The organism is Vibrio olivae (assembly GCF_042428525.1).
GTDB lineage: Bacteria > Pseudomonadota > Gammaproteobacteria > Enterobacterales > Vibrionaceae > Vibrio > Vibrio olivae.
The window spans coordinates 56,113-78,100 of sequence record NZ_JBHMEP010000002.1 but is presented as its reverse complement, the minus strand read 5'-3'; the positions used below and the strand labels follow the sequence as shown (position 1 = coordinate 78,100).

General features: G+C 42.5%; 21 protein-coding genes. 4 read left to right on the top strand and 17 right to left on the bottom strand.

Going from position 1 to position 21,988, the window contains the following annotated elements; genetic code table 11:
• Nucleotides 1–844: 844 nt before the first annotated feature.
• The gene (locus ACFFUV_RS10235; protein WP_390192105.1) at nucleotides 845–1,324 is read right to left on the bottom strand and encodes a YehS family protein; all 480 of its coding nucleotides are present in this window, start codon (nucleotides 1,322–1,324) and stop codon (nucleotides 845–847) included.
• 670 nt (nucleotides 1,325–1,994) lie between these two features.
• Between ACFFUV_RS10235 and ACFFUV_RS10230 the strand changes: the two genes are divergently transcribed.
• Entirely contained in the window at nucleotides 1,995–2,546 is a 552-nt protein-coding gene (locus ACFFUV_RS10230; RefSeq protein ID WP_390192102.1) for a hypothetical protein, read from the top strand.
• 1,315 nt (nucleotides 2,547–3,861) lie between these two features.
• Here ACFFUV_RS10230 and ACFFUV_RS10225 read toward each other — a convergent pair.
• The 11 genes from ACFFUV_RS10225 to ACFFUV_RS10175 are packed head-to-tail and all read right to left on the bottom strand — an operon-like array spanning nucleotide 3,862 to nucleotide 12,817.
• The gene (locus tag ACFFUV_RS10225) at nucleotides 3,862–5,469 is read right to left on the bottom strand and encodes a pilus assembly protein TadG-related protein (protein WP_390192099.1); all 1,608 of its coding nucleotides are present in this window, start codon (nucleotides 5,467–5,469) and stop codon (nucleotides 3,862–3,864) included.
• Nucleotides 5,470–5,471: 2 nt separating this feature from the next.
• Nucleotides 5,472–5,735, bottom strand: a complete 264-nt coding sequence (locus tag ACFFUV_RS10220) for a DUF3613 domain-containing protein (RefSeq protein WP_390192096.1) — start codon at nucleotides 5,733–5,735, stop codon at nucleotides 5,472–5,474.
• Nucleotides 5,735–6,436 carry a tetratricopeptide repeat protein gene (locus ACFFUV_RS10215; protein WP_390192094.1) on the bottom strand — a complete coding sequence of 234 codons (702 nt, stop codon included), beginning with the start codon at nucleotides 6,434–6,436 and terminating at the stop codon, nucleotides 5,735–5,737. Before ACFFUV_RS10215 ends, ACFFUV_RS10220 begins: the two co-directional genes overlap by 1 nt.
• On the bottom strand, nucleotides 6,437–7,318 hold the full coding sequence (locus ACFFUV_RS10210; protein WP_390192091.1) for a type II secretion system F family protein: 882 nt from the start codon (nucleotides 7,316–7,318) through the stop codon (nucleotides 6,437–6,439). It lies immediately after the preceding gene.
• Between the two features lie 11 nt (nucleotides 7,319–7,329).
• Nucleotides 7,330–8,211, bottom strand: a complete 882-nt coding sequence (locus ACFFUV_RS10205; protein WP_390192088.1) for a type II secretion system F family protein — start codon at nucleotides 8,209–8,211, stop codon at nucleotides 7,330–7,332.
• Entirely contained in the window at nucleotides 8,208–9,479 is a 1,272-nt protein-coding gene (locus ACFFUV_RS10200) for a TadA family conjugal transfer-associated ATPase (RefSeq protein WP_390192087.1), read from the bottom strand. The genes ACFFUV_RS10205 and ACFFUV_RS10200 overlap by 4 nt, the downstream gene beginning before the upstream one ends.
• An 8-nt stretch (nucleotides 9,480–9,487) precedes the next feature.
• Entirely contained in the window at nucleotides 9,488–10,651 is a 1,164-nt protein-coding gene (locus ACFFUV_RS10195; protein ID WP_390192086.1) for a type II and III secretion system protein family protein, read from the bottom strand.
• Nucleotides 10,652–10,661: 10 nt separating this feature from the next.
• The gene (gene cpaB, locus ACFFUV_RS10190; protein ID WP_390192084.1) at nucleotides 10,662–11,603 is read right to left on the bottom strand and encodes a Flp pilus assembly protein CpaB; all 942 of its coding nucleotides are present in this window, start codon (nucleotides 11,601–11,603) and stop codon (nucleotides 10,662–10,664) included.
• Between the two features lie 8 nt (nucleotides 11,604–11,611).
• The gene (locus ACFFUV_RS10185) at nucleotides 11,612–12,151 is read right to left on the bottom strand and encodes a TadE/TadG family type IV pilus assembly protein (protein WP_390192081.1); all 540 of its coding nucleotides are present in this window, start codon (nucleotides 12,149–12,151) and stop codon (nucleotides 11,612–11,614) included.
• Nucleotides 12,152–12,166: 15 nt separating this feature from the next.
• Nucleotides 12,167–12,577 carry a prepilin peptidase gene (locus ACFFUV_RS10180; protein WP_390193253.1) on the bottom strand — a complete coding sequence of 137 codons (411 nt, stop codon included), beginning with the start codon at nucleotides 12,575–12,577 and terminating at the stop codon, nucleotides 12,167–12,169.
• Nucleotides 12,578–12,598: 21 nt separating this feature from the next.
• A complete protein-coding gene (locus ACFFUV_RS10175; RefSeq protein ID WP_390192078.1) occupies nucleotides 12,599–12,817 on the bottom strand; it encodes a Flp family type IVb pilin in 219 nt (72 codons plus the stop codon).
• Nucleotides 12,818–13,530: 713 nt separating this feature from the next.
• Between ACFFUV_RS10175 and ACFFUV_RS10170 the strand changes: the two genes are divergently transcribed.
• Complete coding sequence (locus ACFFUV_RS10170) at nucleotides 13,531–14,859, top strand: collagen-like triple helix repeat-containing protein (protein WP_390192076.1); 1,329 nt, start codon at nucleotides 13,531–13,533, stop codon at nucleotides 14,857–14,859.
• 50 nt (nucleotides 14,860–14,909) lie between these two features.
• The gene (locus ACFFUV_RS10165) at nucleotides 14,910–16,568 is read left to right on the top strand and encodes a POTRA domain-containing protein (RefSeq protein WP_390192071.1); all 1,659 of its coding nucleotides are present in this window, start codon (nucleotides 14,910–14,912) and stop codon (nucleotides 16,566–16,568) included.
• A gap of 38 nt (nucleotides 16,569–16,606) precedes the next feature.
• Here ACFFUV_RS10165 and ACFFUV_RS10160 read toward each other — a convergent pair whose 3' ends face one another.
• From ACFFUV_RS10160 to ACFFUV_RS10150, 3 genes are all read right to left on the bottom strand, one after another.
• Complete coding sequence (locus ACFFUV_RS10160; RefSeq protein WP_390192070.1) at nucleotides 16,607–16,870, bottom strand: porphobilinogen synthase; 264 nt, start codon at nucleotides 16,868–16,870, stop codon at nucleotides 16,607–16,609.
• 158 nt (nucleotides 16,871–17,028) lie between these two features.
• Entirely contained in the window at nucleotides 17,029–17,964 is a 936-nt protein-coding gene (locus tag ACFFUV_RS10155; RefSeq protein WP_390192068.1) for an alpha/beta hydrolase, read from the bottom strand.
• On the bottom strand, nucleotides 17,961–18,803 hold the full coding sequence (locus tag ACFFUV_RS10150; protein WP_390192067.1) for an SDR family oxidoreductase: 843 nt from the start codon (nucleotides 18,801–18,803) through the stop codon (nucleotides 17,961–17,963). Before ACFFUV_RS10150 ends, ACFFUV_RS10155 begins: the two co-directional genes overlap by 4 nt.
• 111 nt (nucleotides 18,804–18,914) lie before the next feature.
• Between ACFFUV_RS10150 and ACFFUV_RS10145 the strand changes: the two genes are divergently transcribed.
• The gene (locus ACFFUV_RS10145) at nucleotides 18,915–19,814 is read left to right on the top strand and encodes a LysR family transcriptional regulator (RefSeq protein ID WP_390192066.1); all 900 of its coding nucleotides are present in this window, start codon (nucleotides 18,915–18,917) and stop codon (nucleotides 19,812–19,814) included.
• A 526-nt stretch (nucleotides 19,815–20,340) separates the two neighbouring features.
• Here ACFFUV_RS10145 and ACFFUV_RS10140 read toward each other — a convergent pair.
• Both ACFFUV_RS10140 and ACFFUV_RS10135 read right to left on the bottom strand, forming a co-directional pair.
• Nucleotides 20,341–21,246, bottom strand: a complete 906-nt coding sequence (locus ACFFUV_RS10140) for an alpha/beta fold hydrolase (protein ID WP_390192064.1) — start codon at nucleotides 21,244–21,246, stop codon at nucleotides 20,341–20,343.
• A 110-nt stretch (nucleotides 21,247–21,356) separates the two neighbouring features.
• Entirely contained in the window at nucleotides 21,357–21,950 is a 594-nt protein-coding gene (locus ACFFUV_RS10135) for a TetR/AcrR family transcriptional regulator (protein WP_390192063.1), read from the bottom strand.
• Nucleotides 21,951–21,988: the final 38 nt, after the last annotated feature.

The window sequence follows — 21,988 nt, the reverse complement described above, 5'->3', positions numbered from 1 at the left end:
GCCTAAACAAGGATACCACCGCGCAACATATTACGGATCTATAGATAGAAGGGCAGACACGGATAATTCGATATTAGGGGGATAAAAAACATCAAGCATGCTCTAGAGAATAAATACATCATGAGAAAAGTGATACATTTTAATAAGGGTATGAGTATGTGGCGCAAGCAACAGCGGGGCTGCGGTTGGATTAGTCGGCGGGAACGCTCTTGTTTCTATGGCATCGGATATGACAGCTTTTGCTGCTGAGACTTTCGATGAAAAAACGTTTACGGAGTCCATTCGTCACATAATAACCAACGTCTTAGATTTAAAAAAGCGATGCCAATAAAATCTATCTGTTCCAAGCCAACTAAACACTGAGATTCAGCGGACCATACTAAGTCAATGGCATACACCACTATTAGAAAAGGTAAGTCAAAGAGTGGAAAGAGAAACATCTTCCGAAATTTTGGCTAACAATTTTTGGGGAAAATTCGTGTTACCAATAGCGTTAGCCGTGATCCTGCTCGCATGACCAAAAGTATGGAAAAACTCTATACACGTGGCCAGTTTTAGAGAATCACTACAAGATGTCTGGAATAGCTTGACCAGAATAGAGCCCCCTAACTGGCTTAAGGTTTTAGCTTGGGTTTATCTTGGTCGGGTCATAGGGGGCAGTGTGTCTTGATTCTAAAAGCCGACCAGATTTCAGCGTGGTTTGATAGGTATCTACTGAAGAAAGACAAAGAGTAGACGTGATTGTGAAGCTCTAATATTGGTCGTTAACATCACAAAAACGAGTAGCCAAATAAAATGGTTCTCGCTTTTTTAATCAATTACCACGTTCGATTCGAGATAAAAATTACCCAGTAAACTCTACTGAATCTGGACGATTGGTAAACTGCACACCATTTAAGAAGTCGCACAGCAGTTGGTCTTCACACTGTTTGTAGTTTTTGTTGTTTGGCTTGCGGAAATACGCACCAATTTCGTATTTACTTAAACTAATACCAACCACTTCTAATACGTCCAACACATCTTCTGCTTTCATGTCTAGCGCAATGCGCAGCTTCATGAGAATCATGTTGTTGGTCAACGAGACTTCTGGCTTAGGTTGCTCGCCATCTTTTTTTCCTCGCTTGAGGTTAATAAAGCCATTTAAGAATACCGCTAACTCTTGATCCTTCATCTTAACGCAAGATTTGTCGCTTTCATCTTTTAACCAGTTTGCCACTTTATCGTGAGCCACCGTGACTTCGGCGTGTTCGAAAGCTTTCATGATCTGCGCGTTTTTAAGGTTTAACGCGTGTTGGATACGACGTAAAATTTCGTTGTTAGTCACTAGGGATTCCTAAAATGAGTTCTAAGGATGAATAAAAATCCATCAATCACATGCGATCTGTGGATGTCTTTTTTTCAATAGCGAAGTTGACGGTGACTCTAACAGAGAACACGTTTCTTCGGTAGGTTAAAAAATGGAAATAAGACTGCCTATTCGAACTAGTTGGCTAAGTTGGTACGACCCCACTTTCATCGACACTATGCTGATTAGAAGAAGTAGGTCAAACCACCTCACTGTGACTTGTGAGGTTGAACGTTACTGGCAAGGAATGGGGCAAAGGAGTGTTTGCTGTAGTCGCTTTACTTTTCCTCTGACAAGTGAACACTACTAACAAACTTCGTTGTAAATGATCAGACTTTATTGGAGTCGATCAAACTATATTGTCTTCCGACAGAAATTATTTACCCTGCAGAAATTTAATTATAACCACTTTTAAAATAAGGATAATATAACCAGATACGTCAAATGGTATAGTGGCATACATTTAAAGCACTGCTATATTTAAACTAATGTGAGTGTTGATTGTATATCATTTACTTCAAAAGCCTAGTGTCGCGTATTCTCGAATATGGTTATATTTAATTCATTAACTGTATTGAACCAAGATACCTGATGGATACATTAAGGGTCTAATTTTTATTCTCATTAATCTACAATCGGTAGCTCAGCCATGGATATGGAAACTATTCAAGAAAAAGCAAATAAACTTAGGAAAGAGATTGAGCTGATCGTGAACATTCATAATATTACTTGTGTTCAATCAGTTGAGATAGAATATTGTTACGAGCTAATTGCAGCAGCCTTTGGTTTCAATTGTTCACATGAGATGTTCATAAGCAGAGCGCACAAAGAAGAACTCTTATCTCTTGAGAGCTATTTGGATAAATGGAAGGCGATAGCATATGACTCTAGCGTTCATGATTTTATTGAAAAGCGAATTATGGAATTGAACGGTACCAATTTGGATGTGCTGGATAGTGATTGGATTATAAGTGCTGTTCAATGGTGTTTGACTCCTTTATGTAAAGGTTGTCAGGCCCCTGACTACATGGGGTGCTTTATTGGGGGGAATATTAATTGGGGAATTACTCCAGAATACGTTTGTTCATCATGTTCTCGTTCCGCGGATTATGATTATTGTCGCCGTTGTACAGAAGACCTCATTTACCCGGCATCTGAAATTAATAGCACGGGTGAGTGCTTGTCGCATTCTGATAAATAATCCATCGTTTTCGGAAACGATAATTCTAATGTTCCGATCCCAGAAGGCGGATGACTACGTAGTTTTAATTTGGAGTAATATAATGAACACGTTATTAGATTATTAATACTTGCTTGTATTTAGGTAAATAGTCATACAAGTTGTCTTGACTCAGACTGGTTATACCAAATTGCAGAAAAGACGATGAGGCTGTAAGACAGAAGTTCAACTCCTTCTTCTGCAGTGTTTTTTACACCGCGCATGTAATTCTCTTGCATAAGCCCTTGCCACATTTCTCCCATCCCGAATAGACGTGAGAAAACCAGTAATGTAGCTATTGCACCGAGCATCAGGCTGAAGCTATTGTGCTTTGTATATTCAATTAATGGACGAATTGTTGAGCCTAGGTGGAAGCTAGCCCAACCAATAGCAGTAAGTATTATTACCCATGCCGGGTATTTCCAAAAGCCATGAAAGATTGAATCAAATAATGAATCAAGCTCACGTATAAGTAAAACGCTAAAAAAGAGGATATGAGCACTGCGAACCCTCTTTTTTGTGGTTGATTTATTGCAATTTTTATAAATAAAGCAGCCGTAATTATTAGGTATAGTTCCTGTAGATATTCAGTCAATGATTTCTCACTGAGATTATTATGTAACTGGTGTACATCAAAATGTATCACACCGGCCGAGGTTGCGAGAAGCAATGAGAGTAAGAAAAAACTAGATATCGCAGACCTTAGTGAGCCATATGAATAATTATTTACTTTCCAAGATGAAGGGTTCTCTTTAGGTATCGGCATCTCGTAACCATACTTAATGAGTCATATTTACATTAGTATAGTTATTAATTGGAAATTATGTAATATATTATGGTTTTCGCTGGTTAACATCGAATATGACTAACGTGATAAAGTCTACCTACCGTCAAGAAAGTTCGATATATTATCACACTGATAGCAATAATATAATTCCAAAAATTTACTAGCTAGAAATTAATAGGTATAGAATATCATCTATCACTATGCGTTCGGCTATTGCTAGACGGATTTAGACAATATTTCCATTTAATAGCCAAAAAATTGTTGATGCCAAGTTATTCCATTAACTCAAAAGGTTTTAGAACCGATCTGAACAAATGGGCACCGAAGTATTATGACTTTCGGTGTCATTTTTTATATAAGTGAACATTCAGGATATGGGTCAGGCTTATCTAGCTAGCATCTGAGGCCAATGATGCGTATGTACGTGCTTATAGGTATATAGAATGTAAAGTTAAACGGCAGAATAGTATTAATCTGCTTTCTAGGGAGTTGTGTTTACTTATTGCTTCATTAGAGTATGACTCCATGACGATTGGTTTCAATAGCGTCGACCCAAATGTCAGAACCGCCAACTTGTACACCCAATATTTCGATCATAGGTAACACCGCCGCGCCTATAATATCCGATATCACCGCTTCTAATACCGAATTTAACGCTGTTGATAGTGGGCCAGATAAGCTCCCACTCCCGATCACTAATTCGATGTTAGCTCCCAACTCTGTATCTTTCGGTACTGACTCTTGTAATGGTACTTGCGAAAGCGGTATATAAAACTCGTTTTGCTGCTGGTCTTTATTGTACACCGTGATGTTTGCCGTCAGTGCGACAAGGGGAAGCCCTAATAATGAAATATTAATGTCTAAAGGTTCAACTTCAACTTCAAGCATCGAACTATAGGCAGAAATGTTGGCATAAACTTCGTAATTATCGCTAGTCAGACTCTCGATCGTTGCTGTAGATTTTGAGACATGAGTAACGAGCGTAAGAGGGGATACGTCAAGTGATAACCCGACCAATTCGGTTAAGGCGCTCACTAAATCGAGTAATTCTAAGTCTGCTACAAGACTTAGGTCGACTTGTGCGTTTTCCACTGATGGTTTTTGATTATCTAGGATAGGTAGTGTTGCGATAGCGAATTGTGCCGGCTCAATAATACTTGCTTGTAGATTGACAGATGCAATTCCAGGTAAGGACACATTAAGTCCTGATATGTCGACAAAATGCTCCGAATTAGCTGCGTAAATAGTTGAAGTAATTAACGAAAAAGCGTTAATAGAACTTGATAATGCGGCATCTGGAGCATTATTTGATGAGCTAATATGGATTAAATCGCCTAAAGAAACTTTCGGGATTGGACCCTCAAGCATAGTCAGTTCATTGACAATAAGGTTGAGCGCTTGAGGAAATTCATCTTCTTGACTCAACACGGTGAGGTAAGCTTCCATGACGCTCATCAACGAAATGTCGGCGGCCAGGACTTCTTGAGGAGAGCCTAAGTTCTCCTCGATAGCTAGTCCGGAAAGCAGTGCTCTCAAGTCGATAGCACTGTGAACTAGGCTGTCGTAGTCTGCAATGCCCAAATCAAGTTCAATACCGAGCAAACCGCCAAGTAACGAGTTTAGCAATCCGGTATCACTGGTTGAAAGTGTTTTGGACCCAAGGCCAAATAGCACCCAACTACTCTTTTGAACTGCGGCAGTTGCTGTTAAATTAAGCGTGTCACCATTAAAAAGCCCACCAGCGATAGTACTGCGAGGAACGCTGTGGCTAACGATGACTTGAGCTGCCTGATAACCATGTTCAGGTGCAGAAGACATATCCACTATCCATTGATTATCAACGATCTTTGCGCTACCTAAGCGCAGTGTTAATTCATCGATATTACTTTCATATTGTGAGAATAGTGACGTTTCTAAGTTTGATCTTTGACTTTTATCGATGAAATAGGGAGTGGATCGACTCACTTGTAATGCTGCGAGATCGGCGATGGATTGTAAAGCATGACGCTCGTACGCTAAGCGAGCCATATCTAATGCTAACGAGCAAAATATCACCAGACTGAACAGAGCAGCGCTGAGCCAAAGTGTGACCGCGCCCTTTTGTGACGTGGCATACATGGTTACTCTCCAAATTTCTCTTTAATAAATTTTTGTGGAATTTTTTGTTTAAAACTGTCTTCCATTCGTTCTTGAGCCGCTTTCAGAGCGCGTGGCGATAATTTGTCGTTATAAGGTGTCGCTTGAGTATTTGAACGCTGAATAGCAAGCCAAGACCGAGTTGTATCGCCAAATTTGTCATCAGGCGCCGAGGAATTTTCTGCCCTCAATTGGGGTGATAACACCCCCAACAACGTAATTAAGAGACAACAAATAGTACGATTCATTATTGGTTCTCCAGAGTACTTAAAGGATTAAGGCGCGCTGCAGCGACGGCCAGTTTGTTGCTTTCTTGAGGTGTCCACGAAAAGCGCCGTTGAAGACTTAGTGCGGCTTGTTCTTCACTTCCTCGACGTAATACAAGCCATAAATTTTTTGCGGCAGTTTGATTGTCTGGGCTCAATTCCAGTGCTGTCACCAGTTGAGTACGAGCTTGTTTTTCTTGACCAAGAGACAGTAGTAAAAAACCGTAATCGTTCCTGATATTGGCATTAGCGGGTTCTGCTTTGATGGCAATCTCTAACCAGTCTCGAGACAATAAATATTTCCCTTGATAGGCGGCAATGAGTCCTAGACCATGAGCTGCATTTCCTTTTAAACAGCTAGAGAGCAGCTCTTGATAAAGGTCTTTGGCTTCTTCCCATTGCCCAGCTTTTCGATGGGCGCTAGCTTGTAGAGCCAGTTTGGTAATTAAGTTATCCTCGACTTGTTCTAATGTCGCGAGTGAGGAATAGTATTGACCGTGTATAAAAGCTTGCTTAGCCATAGTAATTTTCATACCTGTAGTACTGGAAACGATTTCTCCACACTCTCCATGATACGGATCAGATGTGGCGACACCGTGGGATATCTCTGAGGATGAAAATTGACTGCACGCTCCTAAGGTTAAACAACTAAGAATACAGATAATATGCTGAAAATAGGTCATTTAACCTCCAAAAGCAGACATTAAGGCGAGTGCTGCAGGTCCACCAAGAACAATAAACAGAGCCGGAAACATCAACGCCATCATCGTGACCGATATTTTCCCTGACATTTTTGTTACTTTTTCCTGAAGCTCAACGCGCTTTCGTTCATACAGCAATCCGGAAAGAGATTGAAAGGACTGTTTTAATCCTCCGCCACTGTCTGAGGCTTGAGATAGCATCGTTAGTAGGTCTTGAAAACCTGATGATAGGCTTAAAGCTGCCATGTCTTTAAATACCCATTCGCGATTCTGACCTGCATCAATGCGTGCCAAAATTAGTGACACCTCTTTGTTTATTTCAGGCGTTAATTCTCCCGCTTCGTATTTGTATGCTTTGAAGAGGCTTTCAACAGACAGCCCGACTTGCCATAAAATCGACATCAGGTGTACAGCTATCAACATTTCTTCATCGATAATCCGACCTCTTTTTATCGCCTGTGAGCGAAGCCACCGAATCGTTATCAACATTCCAAAAGCAAAGAACAAAATAGAATACAAGATTATTTCTGTTATTGACGTAGCGGATAGTAGTTGCTGCCCGGAAAAAATAAGAAATAAGGCTGCCCACACAACAGCGATTTTAAACAAGCATAATATTTGCTCTCGGCTACTGATGTATCCTGCCTGGCGCATATTAGTAACAACGTTTTCCAGAAATCTGTGGTGCTGGTTTTTTGAACGCCGCCACCACTTTTGACTGTTGGTAAATGTGGTTTGGCTGTGTTGAGATGATGACTTGCGTTGTTTGGTTACTGGATTGTGAACTGAGCGATAATAAAAAAACACGGAAAGAGTTAAGCAAACGGTAGCCCCGGTCAACGCGATATAGAGAGTTAAATTCATCACGTTCCTCCTTACAGTGTGCGAAACATTCGCCAGATAATCAGTACACCACAAGTTTGCATTCCGGCACCGAGTAGCAAGGCATAGCGTCCTTTTTCTGAATACCACATATCAATGATCAGCTCAGGGCTTTGGGCCATCATATAAGCGCCCACCAGAACAGGAGCCGCGCCAATTACCCAAGCCGTGATCCGTGTTTCTCCAGTGATAGATTTCAGTTCTCTGCGGCTCAAATCTTGCTGACGCAGCAGCTGCACCAGACTATGTAGTGAGTCGCTGATGCTACCACCGTATCGAGTGTTTATACTGAATATTGATCCGAGTAGGCGAAAAGAGTGGACACCAGTCAGTGTGCCTTCTTTATAAAAGGCATCTTGAAGTTCAATACCGATTCCACGCCTTTGATTCACTCGCTCCAGAACGTGTTTTAGCGGCGAAGCCGTCGCTGAAGAGGATTGCTCAACCGCTTGATGAATGCTCATCCCTACTTTTATACGCCTATTTACCTGGTCGATGAAAGAGGGGAGTTGCTGGGTGATTTTTAGTCTTATGTTAGCTCGTCGCCAGTGAGCAATAGAGAACGAGACAGCAATCAATGCTCCCCATGCCATCAAAGCGGCTAATCCGCCCAGCAAGTAATAAACGCCAGTATCAATGGCAATCAATAACCCAAGAAGAAGAATGTTTTTACTCGGAGAGGAGCTAAACCCGTGTTTTTGTAGCCACTCAAATATAGGCGCTTCAGAGGCTCTTTTCAGTTTTTGTCGCGAACTCACTTGAACAGATGCTGTTAAGCGATGAGTGGTCGAGGCGACATTATTGAAACCTAAACTGTACATTATGCTGGTAATGGCCAAGATCAATAGAGTTAAGGCCGCAAGCCAATAGATCATAAGCCTTCCTCCAATTTAGTTGTTAATTGGGCGGAAGGTTGTCCTACTTGCTCAAAGCGTTTCGTTCCGGGAAAGTAACGAAATAATGTCTTGGTTTTAATTTGATTGTCTTCAACGCTTTCAACTTCAACAATATCCGAAATCACACGCTTACCACTCGGGAGGCGATTAACTTGAATGACTATATCAATTGCGGAAGCGACCACTTTTCTTATAAAAGTTTCACTGGAGCGAAATCCCGCTAAGGTCACCATCATCTCCAAGCGGATAAGCGCATCATTTGGAGAATTCGCGTGTAATGTGCTCATTGAGCCAAGGTGGCCGGTGTTCATTGCCTGAAGCATGTCCAGTACTTCACCGCCTCGACTTTCTCCCAAAATGATACGGTCTGGCCGCATGCGAAGCGCATTTTTAACTAACTCTCTCGCGGTTACTTCACCGCTGCCTTCTGAGTTTGGTGGACGAGTTTCAAGGCGAACTATGTGACTGCTTCTTAATTGTAATTCTGCGGCATCTTCAATAGTGACAATCCGTTCACTCGGATTCGTGTATTGGCTAAGTATATTGAGAAGCGTGGTTTTTCCGGCTCCTGTCGCGCCACTAATCAAAGTATTACATCGTGCTTTTACGCAGGTTTTGAGAAACGATAACATCTCTTGTGATAAGGTTTCTTTTGCCAGTAAAGTTGTTTCGGTTAATCCATCTTGTTTGAATTTTCTAACGGAGAGACAAGCGCCGTCCAACGCTAGCGGAGGTATAATTGCGTTGATACGACTTCCATCAGGTAACCTCGCATCGACCATCGGATTTGATTCATCAATGCGACGCCCTAATGGTGATAACATTCGACGTATAACGCGAATCACGTGTTCGTCATTAAGAAACCGATGCTCGGCTTGTTCAAGAACCCCATTACGCTCGACAAATACATGCTTGGGTCCGTTAATTAAAATGTCATCAACACTTGGATCGCGAAGGAGCTCTTCTATTGGTCCATAGCCAACCATTTCATCAAGAAGCTGCTTTGCTAGGTGATCCACTTCATGGTCTGGCATAGAAATATTGATGTGGTGAGTGTCAAAATATTGATGTATGTAAGAGGTCAAGGGTAAAAGAATATTATGACGCTCAGGCGTGGACATATCGTAAATTAAGCCGTCATCTTCCATCTGTTCAAGCACGTACTTATGGAGATCGGCTTTAAGCTCCAAATCAAGCTGTTGAGGAGAGGGTTCTTTAGTGCCAAAAAGATTGATAGCGTTCATCATATTCTCCATTACATTCCATTTGAGAACCCAATCCCACTAGGAAGATCACTTGGTTCGCTGCCTAAAAATATCAATTCAAAAAAGTTTGGATTAAAGTCGCGGTAAATCTCCCCTGGTAAGGGTGGCGTTCTGGCGTTGCTTGCCAAAGGTTTCACCAGATGAGGTGTGACGATCATCATCAGCTCTTTGTCATTTTGTTCTAAGCGATTTGAACGAAAAAAGGCGCCAAGAATCGGGATATCACTTAACCCTGGAAATTTGTTCGCGTTTTTCATGGTACTGCTACTGATTAGCCCGCTGATAACAAAGCTTTCTCCGTCACCAAGTTGGACAGTAGTATCGGTGCGACGTACGCTGATACCCGGTACGGTAATGCCTGACGTATTTACGCCATTGTTATAGTTGAGTTCGCTGACTTCGGGGGCGACTTTAAGCTGGATCCGGCTGTCTTTCAGCACCGTGGGGGCAATGTTTAAACGTACGCCAAACTCCTTGAATTCAATACTGATATCGCCATCATTTGAGCTTTTCGGATAGGGGAACTCACCGCCAGCGAGAAAAGTAGAGGTGTGTCCCGACATCGTGACCAGGCTGGGTTCGGCCAATGTGTAAGCAAAGCCGTTGGCGTTGAGTGCGCTAATCGTACTGAGAATACCACGCGAAGCATCACCAATGACGACGTTAAAAGCATCGGAAAAGGGCAGGAAATTGCTATTTGAGAACAAATCACCGTCTATACTACCACCAGATAAGGAACTACTACTCCCGATACCAAATGTAGTATTTCCCCCTTGTTTGCCGAAAAAGAACCCCGCTTCTTTTAATGCCGTTTTACTGATTTCGACGACTTTTATATCGGTTTGAACTTGAACATTTGTTTGTGGAAGAGTGGCGGATTCGACCTCCACGACGTGTTTTTGAGGGGTTTTACGATTGCTGTGCCAAACCAAAAGTGTGGTTTGGCCAATATTATGTCCTGTAATGAGTAAAGCGTTTTTATTGAGTACATCCAGTGATGCAATGTCTGAGTCACCCATCGCCGCTCGTGTGATGACGTTCCCCTTGGTTTCTAGCGTGGTTTGCATGCCTTGAATGACGGATATCTTTTCTGCGCCGATGCTTTGCCAAGCGAGTAAAGAAAGTAATAGCAGTATACATTGAATCCGTTTCATAGAATCTCCATTACTTTTGAGTCTTTACCATTGAACGTGTGCCACCTTGAATAATTTCTATGTAATTCGCGGGCGCAGTCTTTATGGACTTAGGCTGGGATTTTTTAGTTTGTGATGGCTTCGTTTTTTTAGCAGGACCAAAGCGCTTTAGATTCACTGTGTAATCTGTAACCAGTAAATTGGAATGCGACGATAGTTTGTCTCTGACTAAGAACTCGGAAGACATCGCGCGGGTATCTGCAAACAATGTATTGGGAGAGTCATTGAGTAAATCTTTTGTCCCTACTGCAGCAAGTCTCAATTCACCGGTCATTTCTGCCAGTAAAATCGTTGAGGCAAGGCTTTCATGGACGCAAAGGACAATCGATTTAGCGGCATTTTCTCTGTCGATATCATCTTCATCGGTACTTGTCAGTTGGCCGCCAATCGCCAGTATAGGAACATTACTGGCAAGTCTTCGTGCTGTCGTTGTAGAGCCAGACTCTCGGTTAGGCTTAAGTAAGTACATGATGTCAACATGGTCGCCGGCTTGAAGATAACCACCAACGGACAATACCTCGTTAGCTTTTATCGCCACAGCTCTGTGATTTGGTGGCAGCTCATCAATAATAGGACGTTCCGTAGCAAGAAGTGTGGTGGTTAATTTTGTCCCATATGGAACAGACTTGTTGACACGTTTACCAATAGCCTGTTGGGGATCAACGATAATATTGGCATCTAATTCATTGACTTGTACTGGGATTAGCAATTCTTGTGTGATCAGTGTTCCTTTTGCTACTGACTGTGTAAATTGCCATATATCGTATTTGATAGTGGGCGAGTCTGCTTCGAGCTTCACTGTGGGATGGGTATGCTCTGAATAACCTAACCATGCGAAACCGAACGCAGCTATAAGTAAACTGGCAGAGAGTATACGCAGCCATTTGGGTTGTTTGAGAAATTTGCTTAGCATGCGCTCTCCTAATTTATCTTCATCGCGGCTGTTGCCGAGAGTTGACTAGGGAATACGGAGTTTTCACCAGGAATTAACCCGTCAACAATATTGAGTGGTAAAAAAGGGGTGGAGTGGTAATCCGTTAATGAGATTGAAACTTGGCAACAACCACCTTCAGCTATTGTCGAGATCTGGATTAGGTTTTCAGCCGCTGGCAGGGTTACGCCAAAGAGCTTTCCAAGCCCGTCGCCGTTAGCGTGGGTGAAACCTTTAATGACTTGTGAGGCGTTATCTAAAATTATCGGTTTGACCTGCTCTAATATGTTGGAATCCGTACAGCCTGATGCTGAGAAATAACAACTTTCGTCAACATAGGAAAGTGTTTGGCGGATGCTTTCTTTCGCAGCAAAGTCAAAGATACTGATGGCAAAAAAGATCATGCAGTAATGGATCACGGAAAATATCAGTAAAATGATCAGTGGCAATAAGCAAACCGTTTCAATCGCTACTGAGCCTTTCTGTTTTACTCTTCTAGAGTAGGACACTGTTAAGATCTTATAATCCATAATTGACCTCTACCTTTAAGACACACCCACTATTGTTTGAAGGCTCACCGCAATAAATATGGCCGGTACAAAGGGAGCTCGACAAATGCCTTTAGCAAATAAGTTTTTATACACGATGAAAATAATCATCGATAAGATAATGATTACTAGCATATTTTCATAAGGTGTTATTAAAGCAATTGCCAGTAATATTTTTACATCTGCGGCACCAAATTGACCTAAAAAATAACCAGGCAGTGTCAATAATAGAGTGATGAAAATGCTACTTAAGGAAAATATATTTTCGTCAGGAGAGAGAAATAACAAATAAATACAACCCAATCCTAAAATTGAAAGTGACAAACGATTTGGAACAATCTGATCTCTAATATCAAAGTATGATGACAGAAATAATAGAGTCAGAAGGCCGGAGTGAATGAACACCATCAAAGCAGTGACAATTTCGATTTAAGTTCCAGAAGTGACTTCAGGGAGCGCATCTTGAACGGTTGTGAGCACCGCGCTAATACGATCACCGATACTGCCTTCGCCTGCGAACAAGGCAATTGCAACGGCAGCGATAGTGGCAATGATCGCATACTCAATACCAGAGGCCCCGTTTTTATCTAAGATAAATCGTGAGAAGTGCTTCCAGAGAAGAGATTCCAACTGATTGAATAGACGCATAAAATTCTCCTTGAGTTTGTTGAATGCTCAGTTAAGCCTGAGAATATATCGGGTAAAACTTGCAATGTAGGTTTGATTATTTGCGACCCGCCTAAAGTTATAGTACGAAAGTGTTAGTTTTATCTAGAAGGCATATGTGATCTAGGTCACGTATTATAATAAAACAAGTTGCATATTATGGTTTATTTATTCCATGGGTTTTGTGTGGTTTAATTTTTAAGTTGATGAAATAACTTTTAATTTTATAACTAGAAAAAATACAAATTTCTTTTTTATTTTGTAAGTGACTTATTTTAATAAAAATAAATTTTTTTACTTAATAGTAAATCCAAAGTTTTAATAGAGTTGAATAATTTTCTCTCATCATCTAATCATAAGATTGAGAAGCTAACTATCTACCATCGAGATATTGCTTCTACTGGAAGAGTAAGAGATAGCCATCCCGATTCTTTGTGTTTCTAATGATTATCTCGATTAGTTTGATAACTGATTTATATACGTGCAATAGCTGTTCACAGCGAAGTGGTTTAAGAATCTAATCCGGCTAGGGGTGACGATTTTTAGAGTCTGTTGGACATGGAGTATACGAATAATAGTGTAATTATTTATTCGTTAAGAGAGGAAGAATGACTTTTTCAATACGCTCAATAGGCTTAATACTGTCTGTTATTCTGGGTTTTTCATTGGTCGGATGCAGCGGATCAGGTTCCGCTATGGGAGGATCGTCTGGGAGTGGAGATTCTTCTGATCTTTCATTTCAAGACAGTGATGGAGGAGAATCTAATGCTAACAATGATGGCGATGATGTTGTCACACAGTCCGAGGATGAACGGAATACCAACCTAATTACTGATGCCGGAGACTTGGTTAGCCAAGGCGACTTACCAAATGTGTTGGATTCTATTACCTCAGGATCTGGAGAAGTACTGGTCAATTTAGGTGATGCAGTATCAACGCTGGGTGAGAGTATAGAACTTGACCCCCAAGAAATGGATGAAAACTACTTAAGTAACATTGTTGAAGGGGCCGCTCAAACCACAACGAAACTGGGTACCACTGTCGATTCACTCGGTGATACAGTTGCACAGCTGGATGTACTACCAGTTTTCGTGCAGCTCAATAACAAAACGGGAGTATTGACCTATGCTGGAGGAACGGTCTCTGAGCTGGGTGGAGTCGTAGAAAATCTTGGTGGTTACCTTGAATATCATACTTCTAATGAAGAGGGCGCATTGTATGGAGTGAGTCATGGATTGTCTGCAATCACTGCTCCGATAGTTGTGCAATTGGGTAATACACTCGATTTAAAAGGTAACGCACTGATTTTATTTGAAGATAAAGAGGATGCAGTACAAACATTACCTCAGTTTGTGTTTTTAACTAAAAATCAATTGGTAGAAGGCACTAAAGCCTTGTTGGTCGATCAAAAAGGCAGCATTGATAACTTAGGGACCGCTTTTATTGGTGAGCGTGGATTGTTGGCTGTTTTATTTGATGGGATTGGTGACCAAAACTCTTTGCTAACTGCCTTAGCGGATAGTAATTTAGTGAATCAATTGGATGAATCCAGTTTGTTGACTGAGTTAGGAGACAAAAAAGCCGATCTACTTACTGGCAATGGTCTCGATGCTTCTCTAGGTGTCGTTACTGAACTTTCTGGTAGTCTTGCTCTGGTCACCACGAGCCTAAATGCGTTACTGGATGTTAACGCAGAAGCAGACGTGGATGGTCAGTTTTCTGTGACGAATTTACTTGGTTCAAACACGTCAATTACTCATACGCTTTCTTCGACAGTAGGCGGTGTTACAACGACAACTTCATCATTAGTCACCAATGTGCTTGAAACGACTACGGGTGCCGTTGGCGGGTTAACCGGCCAAATCATTGATACCAGTCAACTGAGCTTAAGTTACAGTAATGACGATTCTCGAACGTTAACGGATGTACTGATCGTCGATTCAAGTGAAGAGCATGAAGGTTTAGTGGAGTCACTGAACAACAACTTGCTTTCACCACTGCTTAGTGGCTCATTAGGTCAATAATTCCAACTATAAGCCAGCACAAGTGTGCTGGCTTTTTCTTTGAGGTATCAATGAAAACTAATGTCTGGAAATGTATTATTCTCTGCTATTCGTTAACTTTTTCTCATGCTTCCTTATCTGTTGAACCCCCTTTAATTGTGGATCCAAAACAAAAGCAGTTTGATGAACAAACTCGTTCCACAACGTCGTCTTCGCTGTTAGTTCCAGATGTTGTTGCTGAAGTCAGTGAACAAGCAGAGGAAGAAATAGCCAATATTCATTTTGCGGGTGGAACCGTCATTCCTTTGCCAATTTTGACAAAGCAAGTTAAGCCACTTTTAAGACAACCCTTTGATGGACAGGAAGTTTCTAAAACCTTACAAGCGATCACGGAGGAGTATCAAAAGCGGGGATATCCATTGTCGTATGCTACTGCTGCAGAAGAGAGTTTTAATCAAGGGAAACTCACCATAACCTTGATTGAAGGCTATATTGCTCGCAGTGAAGTGATCATTAACCATCAGGATATTCGTGAGAAAGTAAGTAAGATTTTAGCGCCCGTACTGGCAGAAAAACCTTTGCAGAGGAAAACGCTAGAGAGGGCGGTCTTGCTGGTTAACCGTATCCCAGGATATAAATTTAATATACAACTACCTAAACCGAAAACACTTTCTGGCGCAACGTCCATCCGCATCGAAGTTCAACGCTATCGGTCTTTAGAGCCGATACTTGCATTTTCGAAACAGCAATACAGCGATGAAAGTTTATCGGCGAGTATAAAGTTCAATTCTTTCGACGATTTTTTCTCTCAGGCGACCATCACCAGTTTAGTGCCACTGAAAGACAAAGATGAGCGCTATTTTGCATTTGGGATTGAAAATGATTGGCTTGCGAATGGGTTGCGAGGTTCGTTATTGGTCGATTTCTATCAGGATAAATCGCAAAGTGACCTATTATTTAATGGGTTTGATTTAGATTATCAGCAAGATACAAAGCGCTTAACGATTGATTATAGCCTGAGCTATCCGTTGTTATTGACGAGTGAACAACAATTAACGTTGGGGGCGGGCATTAAACATGTGAATGAAGATAACCGATACCGCCTTGATAGTCAGGGGAATATGGTGGGCCAAGTTGAAAGCGATGTCAGTTATTCGTTGGCACAAATATCGATAGATTATTCACAGCTATTTGGAGATTTTGCGCTGATTTCTAATCTTGAAATTTCAAACAATATTGACCTGGGCCAGTCGTCTGAAGAACAGGATGGCTTCTATGATCGAGGCTTTTTCATCTACGATGCGACCGTGCATTTACGCTACCAATTTTTGCAATATTGGCGTGCTGATTTACGTTTAAATGGAGTCTATACCAATGACAATATTGCGACTAATGAACATGTAAGTTATGGCGGTGCCCGATATGGTAGTGGCTATCCAGAAGGACAAGCTGAGGGGCAACGCGGTTATGGTGGCTACCTAAAATTGTTACGTGAGTTTTCAATGGGTAAGTTTCACATGAGTCCGTATTTATTGATGGATACTGCACATAGTGAATTTAACCAAGGTCAGCTTAAACGCAATTTATCATCAGTCGCAATTGGCGCAGAATTTGGGGAGCACTCAATTTATAGTTTCGGCGTTGAGTATGCGCAGCCAATGGAAGATGATAACGTAATCACTGGGGATAAATCGCCCATCTATAACGTACGATTCTCTTGGCAAATCTAGGTTGTGGTTCAGATTCAAATAAGCCAGAGAATGCTGGCTTATTTGAACTCGGAATTTTGACCTGCCAACCATTGAGCAATTTGCTTGGCATAGTCAGTGACAATGAGTTCCGCACCAGCACGCTTAAAGCCTGTCAGGGTTTTAAACATGTCTTTCCGTTCGTCTGATGTTAATGCCGCGAATTTAATGTCAGCGTATTCACCACTGACTTTGTATGCAGCGAAAGGAGGGGGTGTTTCACTACATAATTGATTCAACTCCTGAATCATTTTTGGACAAAAGTGAGTTTGGATCTTAGGCATACCTATTCAGATTGGGATTAATTTTTTGTATGGCTAACCTATAAGCACGTGACCATATTCTTATGACCACATTAATTCACAACGCGCTATGGAAAATACCATATGCGCGTTATGAGTTTTTCAGCAGAACAAATCACCTGCCATTAAGTTGTTTTGGCTTAAAGCAAACGCTCCACAGCATCATTGAAGGAGTGCCAAAACTGCTCTGTATTTTTACTTGGGAACATTTCAAAGCCATGAATCGCTCCGGGGTATACATTGCACCACACGGAATTTCCCGCTCTTGAAAGGTTCATGGTCCATTCGATATTTTCTTCAAAGAACAGATCTAGAGAACCTACAGCCAGCCACGTTGCAGGCATATCCGCAAAGTTTTCAGCTTCGGCTGGTGAGGAATAAGCTCGTTGAGAGGCTGGTATCGTCTGGTTGCCCTGCATTGCAGACCAAGCAAAGCGATTGGACTCTCGAGTCCAGCCAAATTCTCCGGTGCTCTCATTGTCTATTGGCGCTGCATCCGTTGCCGTTCTCGCATCCAACATGGGATATACCAAGAACTGAGCTTTTAACGAAGGGCCATTATTGTCGCGAGCCATGAGTGCTGTCGCAGCCGCTAACCCACCGCCTGCGCTTTGCCCAAAGACGGCGAGTCGATCCGAGTCGATGCCCAGTTCATCCGCAGAATGTGCGATCCACTTCAATGCGGCAAAGCAGTCTTCTACCGGGCCAGGAAACGGTGTATCAGGCGCTAACCGATACTGAACAGCAGCAATCACAGTGTTTGTCTGCTCTGCTAATCGAGCACACTGTTCAGCCATCATGTCAGGTTGCCCTGCTATGAAACCGCCGCCGTGCATATACAGCATGGCAGGTTGTGGGGTGTCAGATGCTTCGGTGGGACGGAACAACAGCACTCGTACATCCGGTGCGCCATTCAAACCAGGAGCAAAGTGCTCAGAAAAAACACTGTCGGATGCAGGATAAAGTTGCAATACGGCTTCGCGCAAAACAAGTAGCGTTTCCGTTGTCGCATTCAATGGAGGGAAGCTGCCAACGATGTCTCTAATTTCAGGATCGACTAGTGATAGTGTTTTCATTGTGCAAGTTCCTCTTCGGTAAAGTCTGCAGTTGCTGAAAGGGCTGCCTGCTCTTTCAATGATTCTAGGCGTTCCGCAAGTGTGTTACTTACCCCTGTATGAGCGTCTGCGCCCAGAACCAGTCGTAGCCTTGGTGATTCCTCTTCAGATACCTTTAACATGATGTCCACCATACGAGCAGGATCGCCTTTGATGACCCAACTGCCGCTGGTCAGTGCATCTCTAACCTGTGCAGAGGGCGTGCCTTCATACTCTGGCAATGGGTTCGGCTGAACGAGCGAGCTCCCAAAGTGTGTTCGAGCTGGGCCTGGCTCAACCAAGATAAAGTCGATACCAAAAGGTTTTACTTCCTGCGCGACAGACTCAACAAACCCTTCGATACCCCATTTAGACGCATGATAGAGACTGAACCCAGGATAGGCGATTTGTCCACCTTCGCTGGAGATCTGAAGAATACGCCCCCCACCTTGGCGACGCAGATGAGGAAGACATGAACGAATCAAAACGATCGATCCGATCAAATTGGTTTCGATAATATTACGTAAGTCTTGGTCGGTTGTTTCTTCTACAGCGCCGAAAACTCCGTACCCAGCATTGCTGACAATTCGATCAATACAGCCTATTTTTTTAAAGGCTTCATCAACAGCTTGTGTCACAGCTGTCGTGTCACGTAGGTCGACTTCTATTGCGTGGAACTGCTTAGAGTAACGCTCGTTTAGTTCGCTTGTTTTTTGCTTATCTCGGGTCAAGCCGACTACTTGATCACCACGAACCAGTAGTTTTTCAGTAAGAATGCGGCCAAGTCCAGAAGACACGCCACTGATCATCCAAGTTTGCATAAGTTAAACTCTCCTAAAAGTTGTTAGGTATTCGATGAACTTCACTATAGAGATATTTATTGGTAGTTTAATGCTCTACAATACGAACAACTTGTTTAGGTGTATTCAACAATGAAAAAGCCATCACTGAGTGATTTGGAAGCTTTTCGAGAAGTAGCTCATCAACAGAGTTTTAGTAGGGCGGCTGATCATTTAGGAGTGAGTCGTTCTGCGTTGAGTCATTTAGTTAAAGGGTTAGAAGCGTATTTCGGGTCTCAACTGCTCAGACGAACCACCCGCAGTGTTTCATTGACCCCAGCAGGAGAGCGGCTGCTGACCGGCTTATCCCCGATCTTGGGGAGTCTTGATGAATTACTGTTTGAAGTCGGTCATGACAAAGAGCATATGTTTGGCGAGGTTCGCCTTAATGGTAGTGAAGCGGCGATTGATTATGTTTTAGAGCATGTCATTCCACCATTCAGGGAACGGTATCCCAAAATCAGACTGGACCTTGTGTGCGAAGGGAAGCTCAATGATGTCATTGAAGATGGATTTGATGCAGGGATTCGTCTTATGGAGTCTGTACCCAAAGATATGATTGCGATTCCTTTAGGGCCCAGAATTCGCTTTATTGTGGTCGCGTCACCTAAGTATCTAAAACAACATTCCCTCCCTCACACCCCCCATGAACTGAATGAACATGATTGTATTCGCCAACGGCTTCCGAGTGGTAAACGTTATCGTTGGGAATTCTCGAAAAATGGAAAGTCTCTCGCCATTGATGTTCCCGGTGCTCTCTCACTAGACAATATCAATTTGATGGTCAAAGCGGCTTCTCAGGGATTAGGTTTAGCCTTTGTCCCTGAAATTCATGCAAAAGCACAGCTCGAGTCAGGACAGTTGGTTCAGGTTCTGGCGGACTGGTGTCCTGATGAAGCAGGTTTTCAAATTTATTTTCCACGGTATCGTCATATGTCTAGAAGCCTTAGAGCTTTTTTAGATGTTGTGAAAGAGGATGAAAGTAAAGGGTGATTTGAAAAGGGTATATTCGAAGCCATTCTGATCACTTATGATTAAGTCAGCCGGCACTCTCTAGCATTACTAAAATTTGCTCAACTGACAAGGTGTAGAGTTAATTGTCAGCAGCGCCAATAACACACAATGGGGCAAAAGCGAGTTGGCGATATTCTTGTAGGAGTGGGGGAGATGTTAAGTCACGACTTATAGAATCTCCTTGAGAGGAAGATTATGTCGTGCGTATTCAATCACTCTTTTTTGGTTCGACGTGATATCGCTGCTAACTGCCTTCACGAGAAAAACGAGGGCAGTTGGCAGCCACTATATGACTAACTCAATGTAAGTATTAGCGGATAAACATAATATCCAAACGTTCTATCAACCAGAATGTCGCCAGAGTGCCAAATGCACACGCCATAAGCCGAGGCCAGTGACTGGCGAGTGTTTGACGCCCATTTAGCAAATGTAATGCTTCACTAACTGGGCATTCATCAATAGTGGTACTGAATAGACACCAGTGAAAACAATCCGTGTGTAGTGATTACCTTGATGAAAGGAAATCTGTTAACACTGCTGCGAGTTGCTGAGGGCTTTCCTCTGGCAGATAATGTCCAGCACCTTGAATAACGTCTCCTCGAAGATCCGCGCACAGTGGCGATAACGTATTATAAAGTAGGTCGGAGACACCGTATTGCGCACCAATAGCGCATACTGGCATTGGCAATGTTTGTTCTGCTCGCAGTTTGTTTATGGCGATATCTTGCTTGGAGAACGCATTTTTATAATAACTTAATGCACTGCGCAGCGCGCCGGGAAGACGGTTAACACGCACATACTCCGCTAACGCTTTTTCATCAATCATCCACCCCATTTCAGCTTTGCTTGAAAACAGCCATCGTAAGAAAGGTTCTTCACGGTCTTTGAGCAAAATTTCAGGAAGATCAGTCAGCCTGTTAAAGGCAAAATGCCAAGTCCGCGTCACTTGTTCATCAGTGAGTTCACCACTAGGTAGTGCGCTTAGCCCAGGAATGGCGGCATCGATTAATACCAGCTTTTTGACACAGTCAGGGTGATCTGCGGCGAGCGCATAACCCATCCAAGCCCCCACATCATGCGCGATAATTTCAATCCCTTCTTTTTCTTCTGGGGCGAGGCTTTGAATGACCCAACGTAATGTCAGCGCAATCGTGGTTGAATCGTACCCTTTAGTTGGATGGTCGGAGTCTCCCATTCCCGGAAGATCGAGGGCGATCACGCGTTTACCTGAATTCGCGAGTGCGGGCATCATATAACGCCATGCATACCAACTTTGAGGCCATCCAGGTAACAGTAATACCGTCGGGCCGTGTCCACCGGATACATAGTGCAGCCTACCCATGTCAGTTCTTACGACGCCGTGAGAAAATTGCTGCCAAAACTGTTGCTCGTCAAAATGAATCGTTTGCATACCACACCTTATTATGGAGATGATCGTTTCCTAATTAAATAAAAATTTTGGCTAAACCATAAGTTGGTTAGCCAATTGAATGTGAAAAATATTTTCGAGTACCTCGTGACTTAATTAAGCAAACTCATGGATGTCGAAACGATGTTTTCTAAGTGACTTTTGTCTACATTGACTTTGCCAATCACCCGCATGCCTTGAGTGAGGCTATGTATTGTCTGAGCCATTTTGTCTGGGTCAATATTCGCCGAAATTGAGCCATCTTGTTGGCCAAGAACGATCAATTCACGAATCGTTTTGATTCCGGAATCAAATAAGGCATGAATTTTATGCTGTATTTCATGGTCTTCACTAGAGAGCTCTACCGCGGTAGCAACGACCATGCAACCGACTCGGCCACTCTCTCCTAAACTATCTTGTGCGTATCCTTCAAGTAGTTGACGTATTTTATCCTTGCCTGATTCGACGTGAGCGATGCGAGCCTGAATTAACTTATATCGCTGATCTTTATAGTAATCTAACGTTTGCATGAACAACGTTCGTTTATCTTTAAACGCTTTATATATACTTCCAGCGGTAAGGTTGAGTGCATCAGACAAATCTTTAATCGAGGTACCGTTGTAACCCTTGGCACTAAAAACGTCGATCGCATTTGCCAATGCAATCTCGGTATCAAACATTCTTGGTCTTCCTGGTGATGCAGACATGAACCCAATTCCAAATATAATTTTACACATAATAGGAA

Bases quoted from the DNA above. Each gene is read 5' to 3' on its own strand.
- ACFFUV_RS10230 (WP_390192102.1), top strand. From the start codon at position 1,995: ATGGATATGGAAACTATTCAAGAAAAAGCAAATAAACTTAGGAAAGAG.
- ACFFUV_RS10225 (WP_390192099.1), bottom strand. From the start codon at position 5,469: ATGTATGCCACGTCACAAAAGGGCGCGGTCACACTTTGGCTCAGCGCT.
- ACFFUV_RS10220 (WP_390192096.1), bottom strand. From the start codon at position 5,735: ATGAATCGTACTATTTGTTGTCTCTTAATTACGTTGTTGGGGGTGTTA.
- ACFFUV_RS10215 (WP_390192094.1), bottom strand. From the start codon at position 6,436: ATGACCTATTTTCAGCATATTATCTGTATTCTTAGTTGTTTAACCTTA.
- ACFFUV_RS10210 (WP_390192091.1), bottom strand. From the start codon at position 7,318: ATGAATTTAACTCTCTATATCGCGTTGACCGGGGCTACCGTTTGCTTA.
- ACFFUV_RS10205 (WP_390192088.1), bottom strand. From the start codon at position 8,211: ATGATCTATTGGCTTGCGGCCTTAACTCTATTGATCTTGGCCATTACC.
- ACFFUV_RS10200 (WP_390192087.1), bottom strand. From the start codon at position 9,479: ATGATGAACGCTATCAATCTTTTTGGCACTAAAGAACCCTCTCCTCAA.
- ACFFUV_RS10195 (WP_390192086.1), bottom strand. From the start codon at position 10,651: ATGAAACGGATTCAATGTATACTGCTATTACTTTCTTTACTCGCTTGG.
- cpaB (WP_390192084.1), bottom strand. From the start codon at position 11,603: ATGCTAAGCAAATTTCTCAAACAACCCAAATGGCTGCGTATACTCTCT.
- ACFFUV_RS10185 (WP_390192081.1), bottom strand. From the start codon at position 12,151: ATGGATTATAAGATCTTAACAGTGTCCTACTCTAGAAGAGTAAAACAG.
- ACFFUV_RS10180 (WP_390193253.1), bottom strand. From the start codon at position 12,577: ATGGTGTTCATTCACTCCGGCCTTCTGACTCTATTATTTCTGTCATCA.
- ACFFUV_RS10175 (WP_390192078.1), bottom strand. From the start codon at position 12,817: ATGCGTCTATTCAATCAGTTGGAATCTCTTCTCTGGAAGCACTTCTCA.
- ACFFUV_RS10170 (WP_390192076.1), top strand. From the start codon at position 13,531: ATGGGAGGATCGTCTGGGAGTGGAGATTCTTCTGATCTTTCATTTCAA.
- ACFFUV_RS10165 (WP_390192071.1), top strand. From the start codon at position 14,910: ATGAAAACTAATGTCTGGAAATGTATTATTCTCTGCTATTCGTTAACT.
- ACFFUV_RS10160 (WP_390192070.1), bottom strand. From the start codon at position 16,870: ATGCCTAAGATCCAAACTCACTTTTGTCCAAAAATGATTCAGGAGTTG.
- ACFFUV_RS10155 (WP_390192068.1), bottom strand. From the start codon at position 17,964: ATGAAAACACTATCACTAGTCGATCCTGAAATTAGAGACATCGTTGGC.
- ACFFUV_RS10150 (WP_390192067.1), bottom strand. From the start codon at position 18,803: ATGCAAACTTGGATGATCAGTGGCGTGTCTTCTGGACTTGGCCGCATT.
- ACFFUV_RS10145 (WP_390192066.1), top strand. From the start codon at position 18,915: ATGAAAAAGCCATCACTGAGTGATTTGGAAGCTTTTCGAGAAGTAGCT.
- ACFFUV_RS10140 (WP_390192064.1), bottom strand. From the start codon at position 21,246: ATGCAAACGATTCATTTTGACGAGCAACAGTTTTGGCAGCAATTTTCT.
- ACFFUV_RS10135 (WP_390192063.1), bottom strand. From the start codon at position 21,950: ATGTCTGCATCACCAGGAAGACCAAGAATGTTTGATACCGAGATTGCA.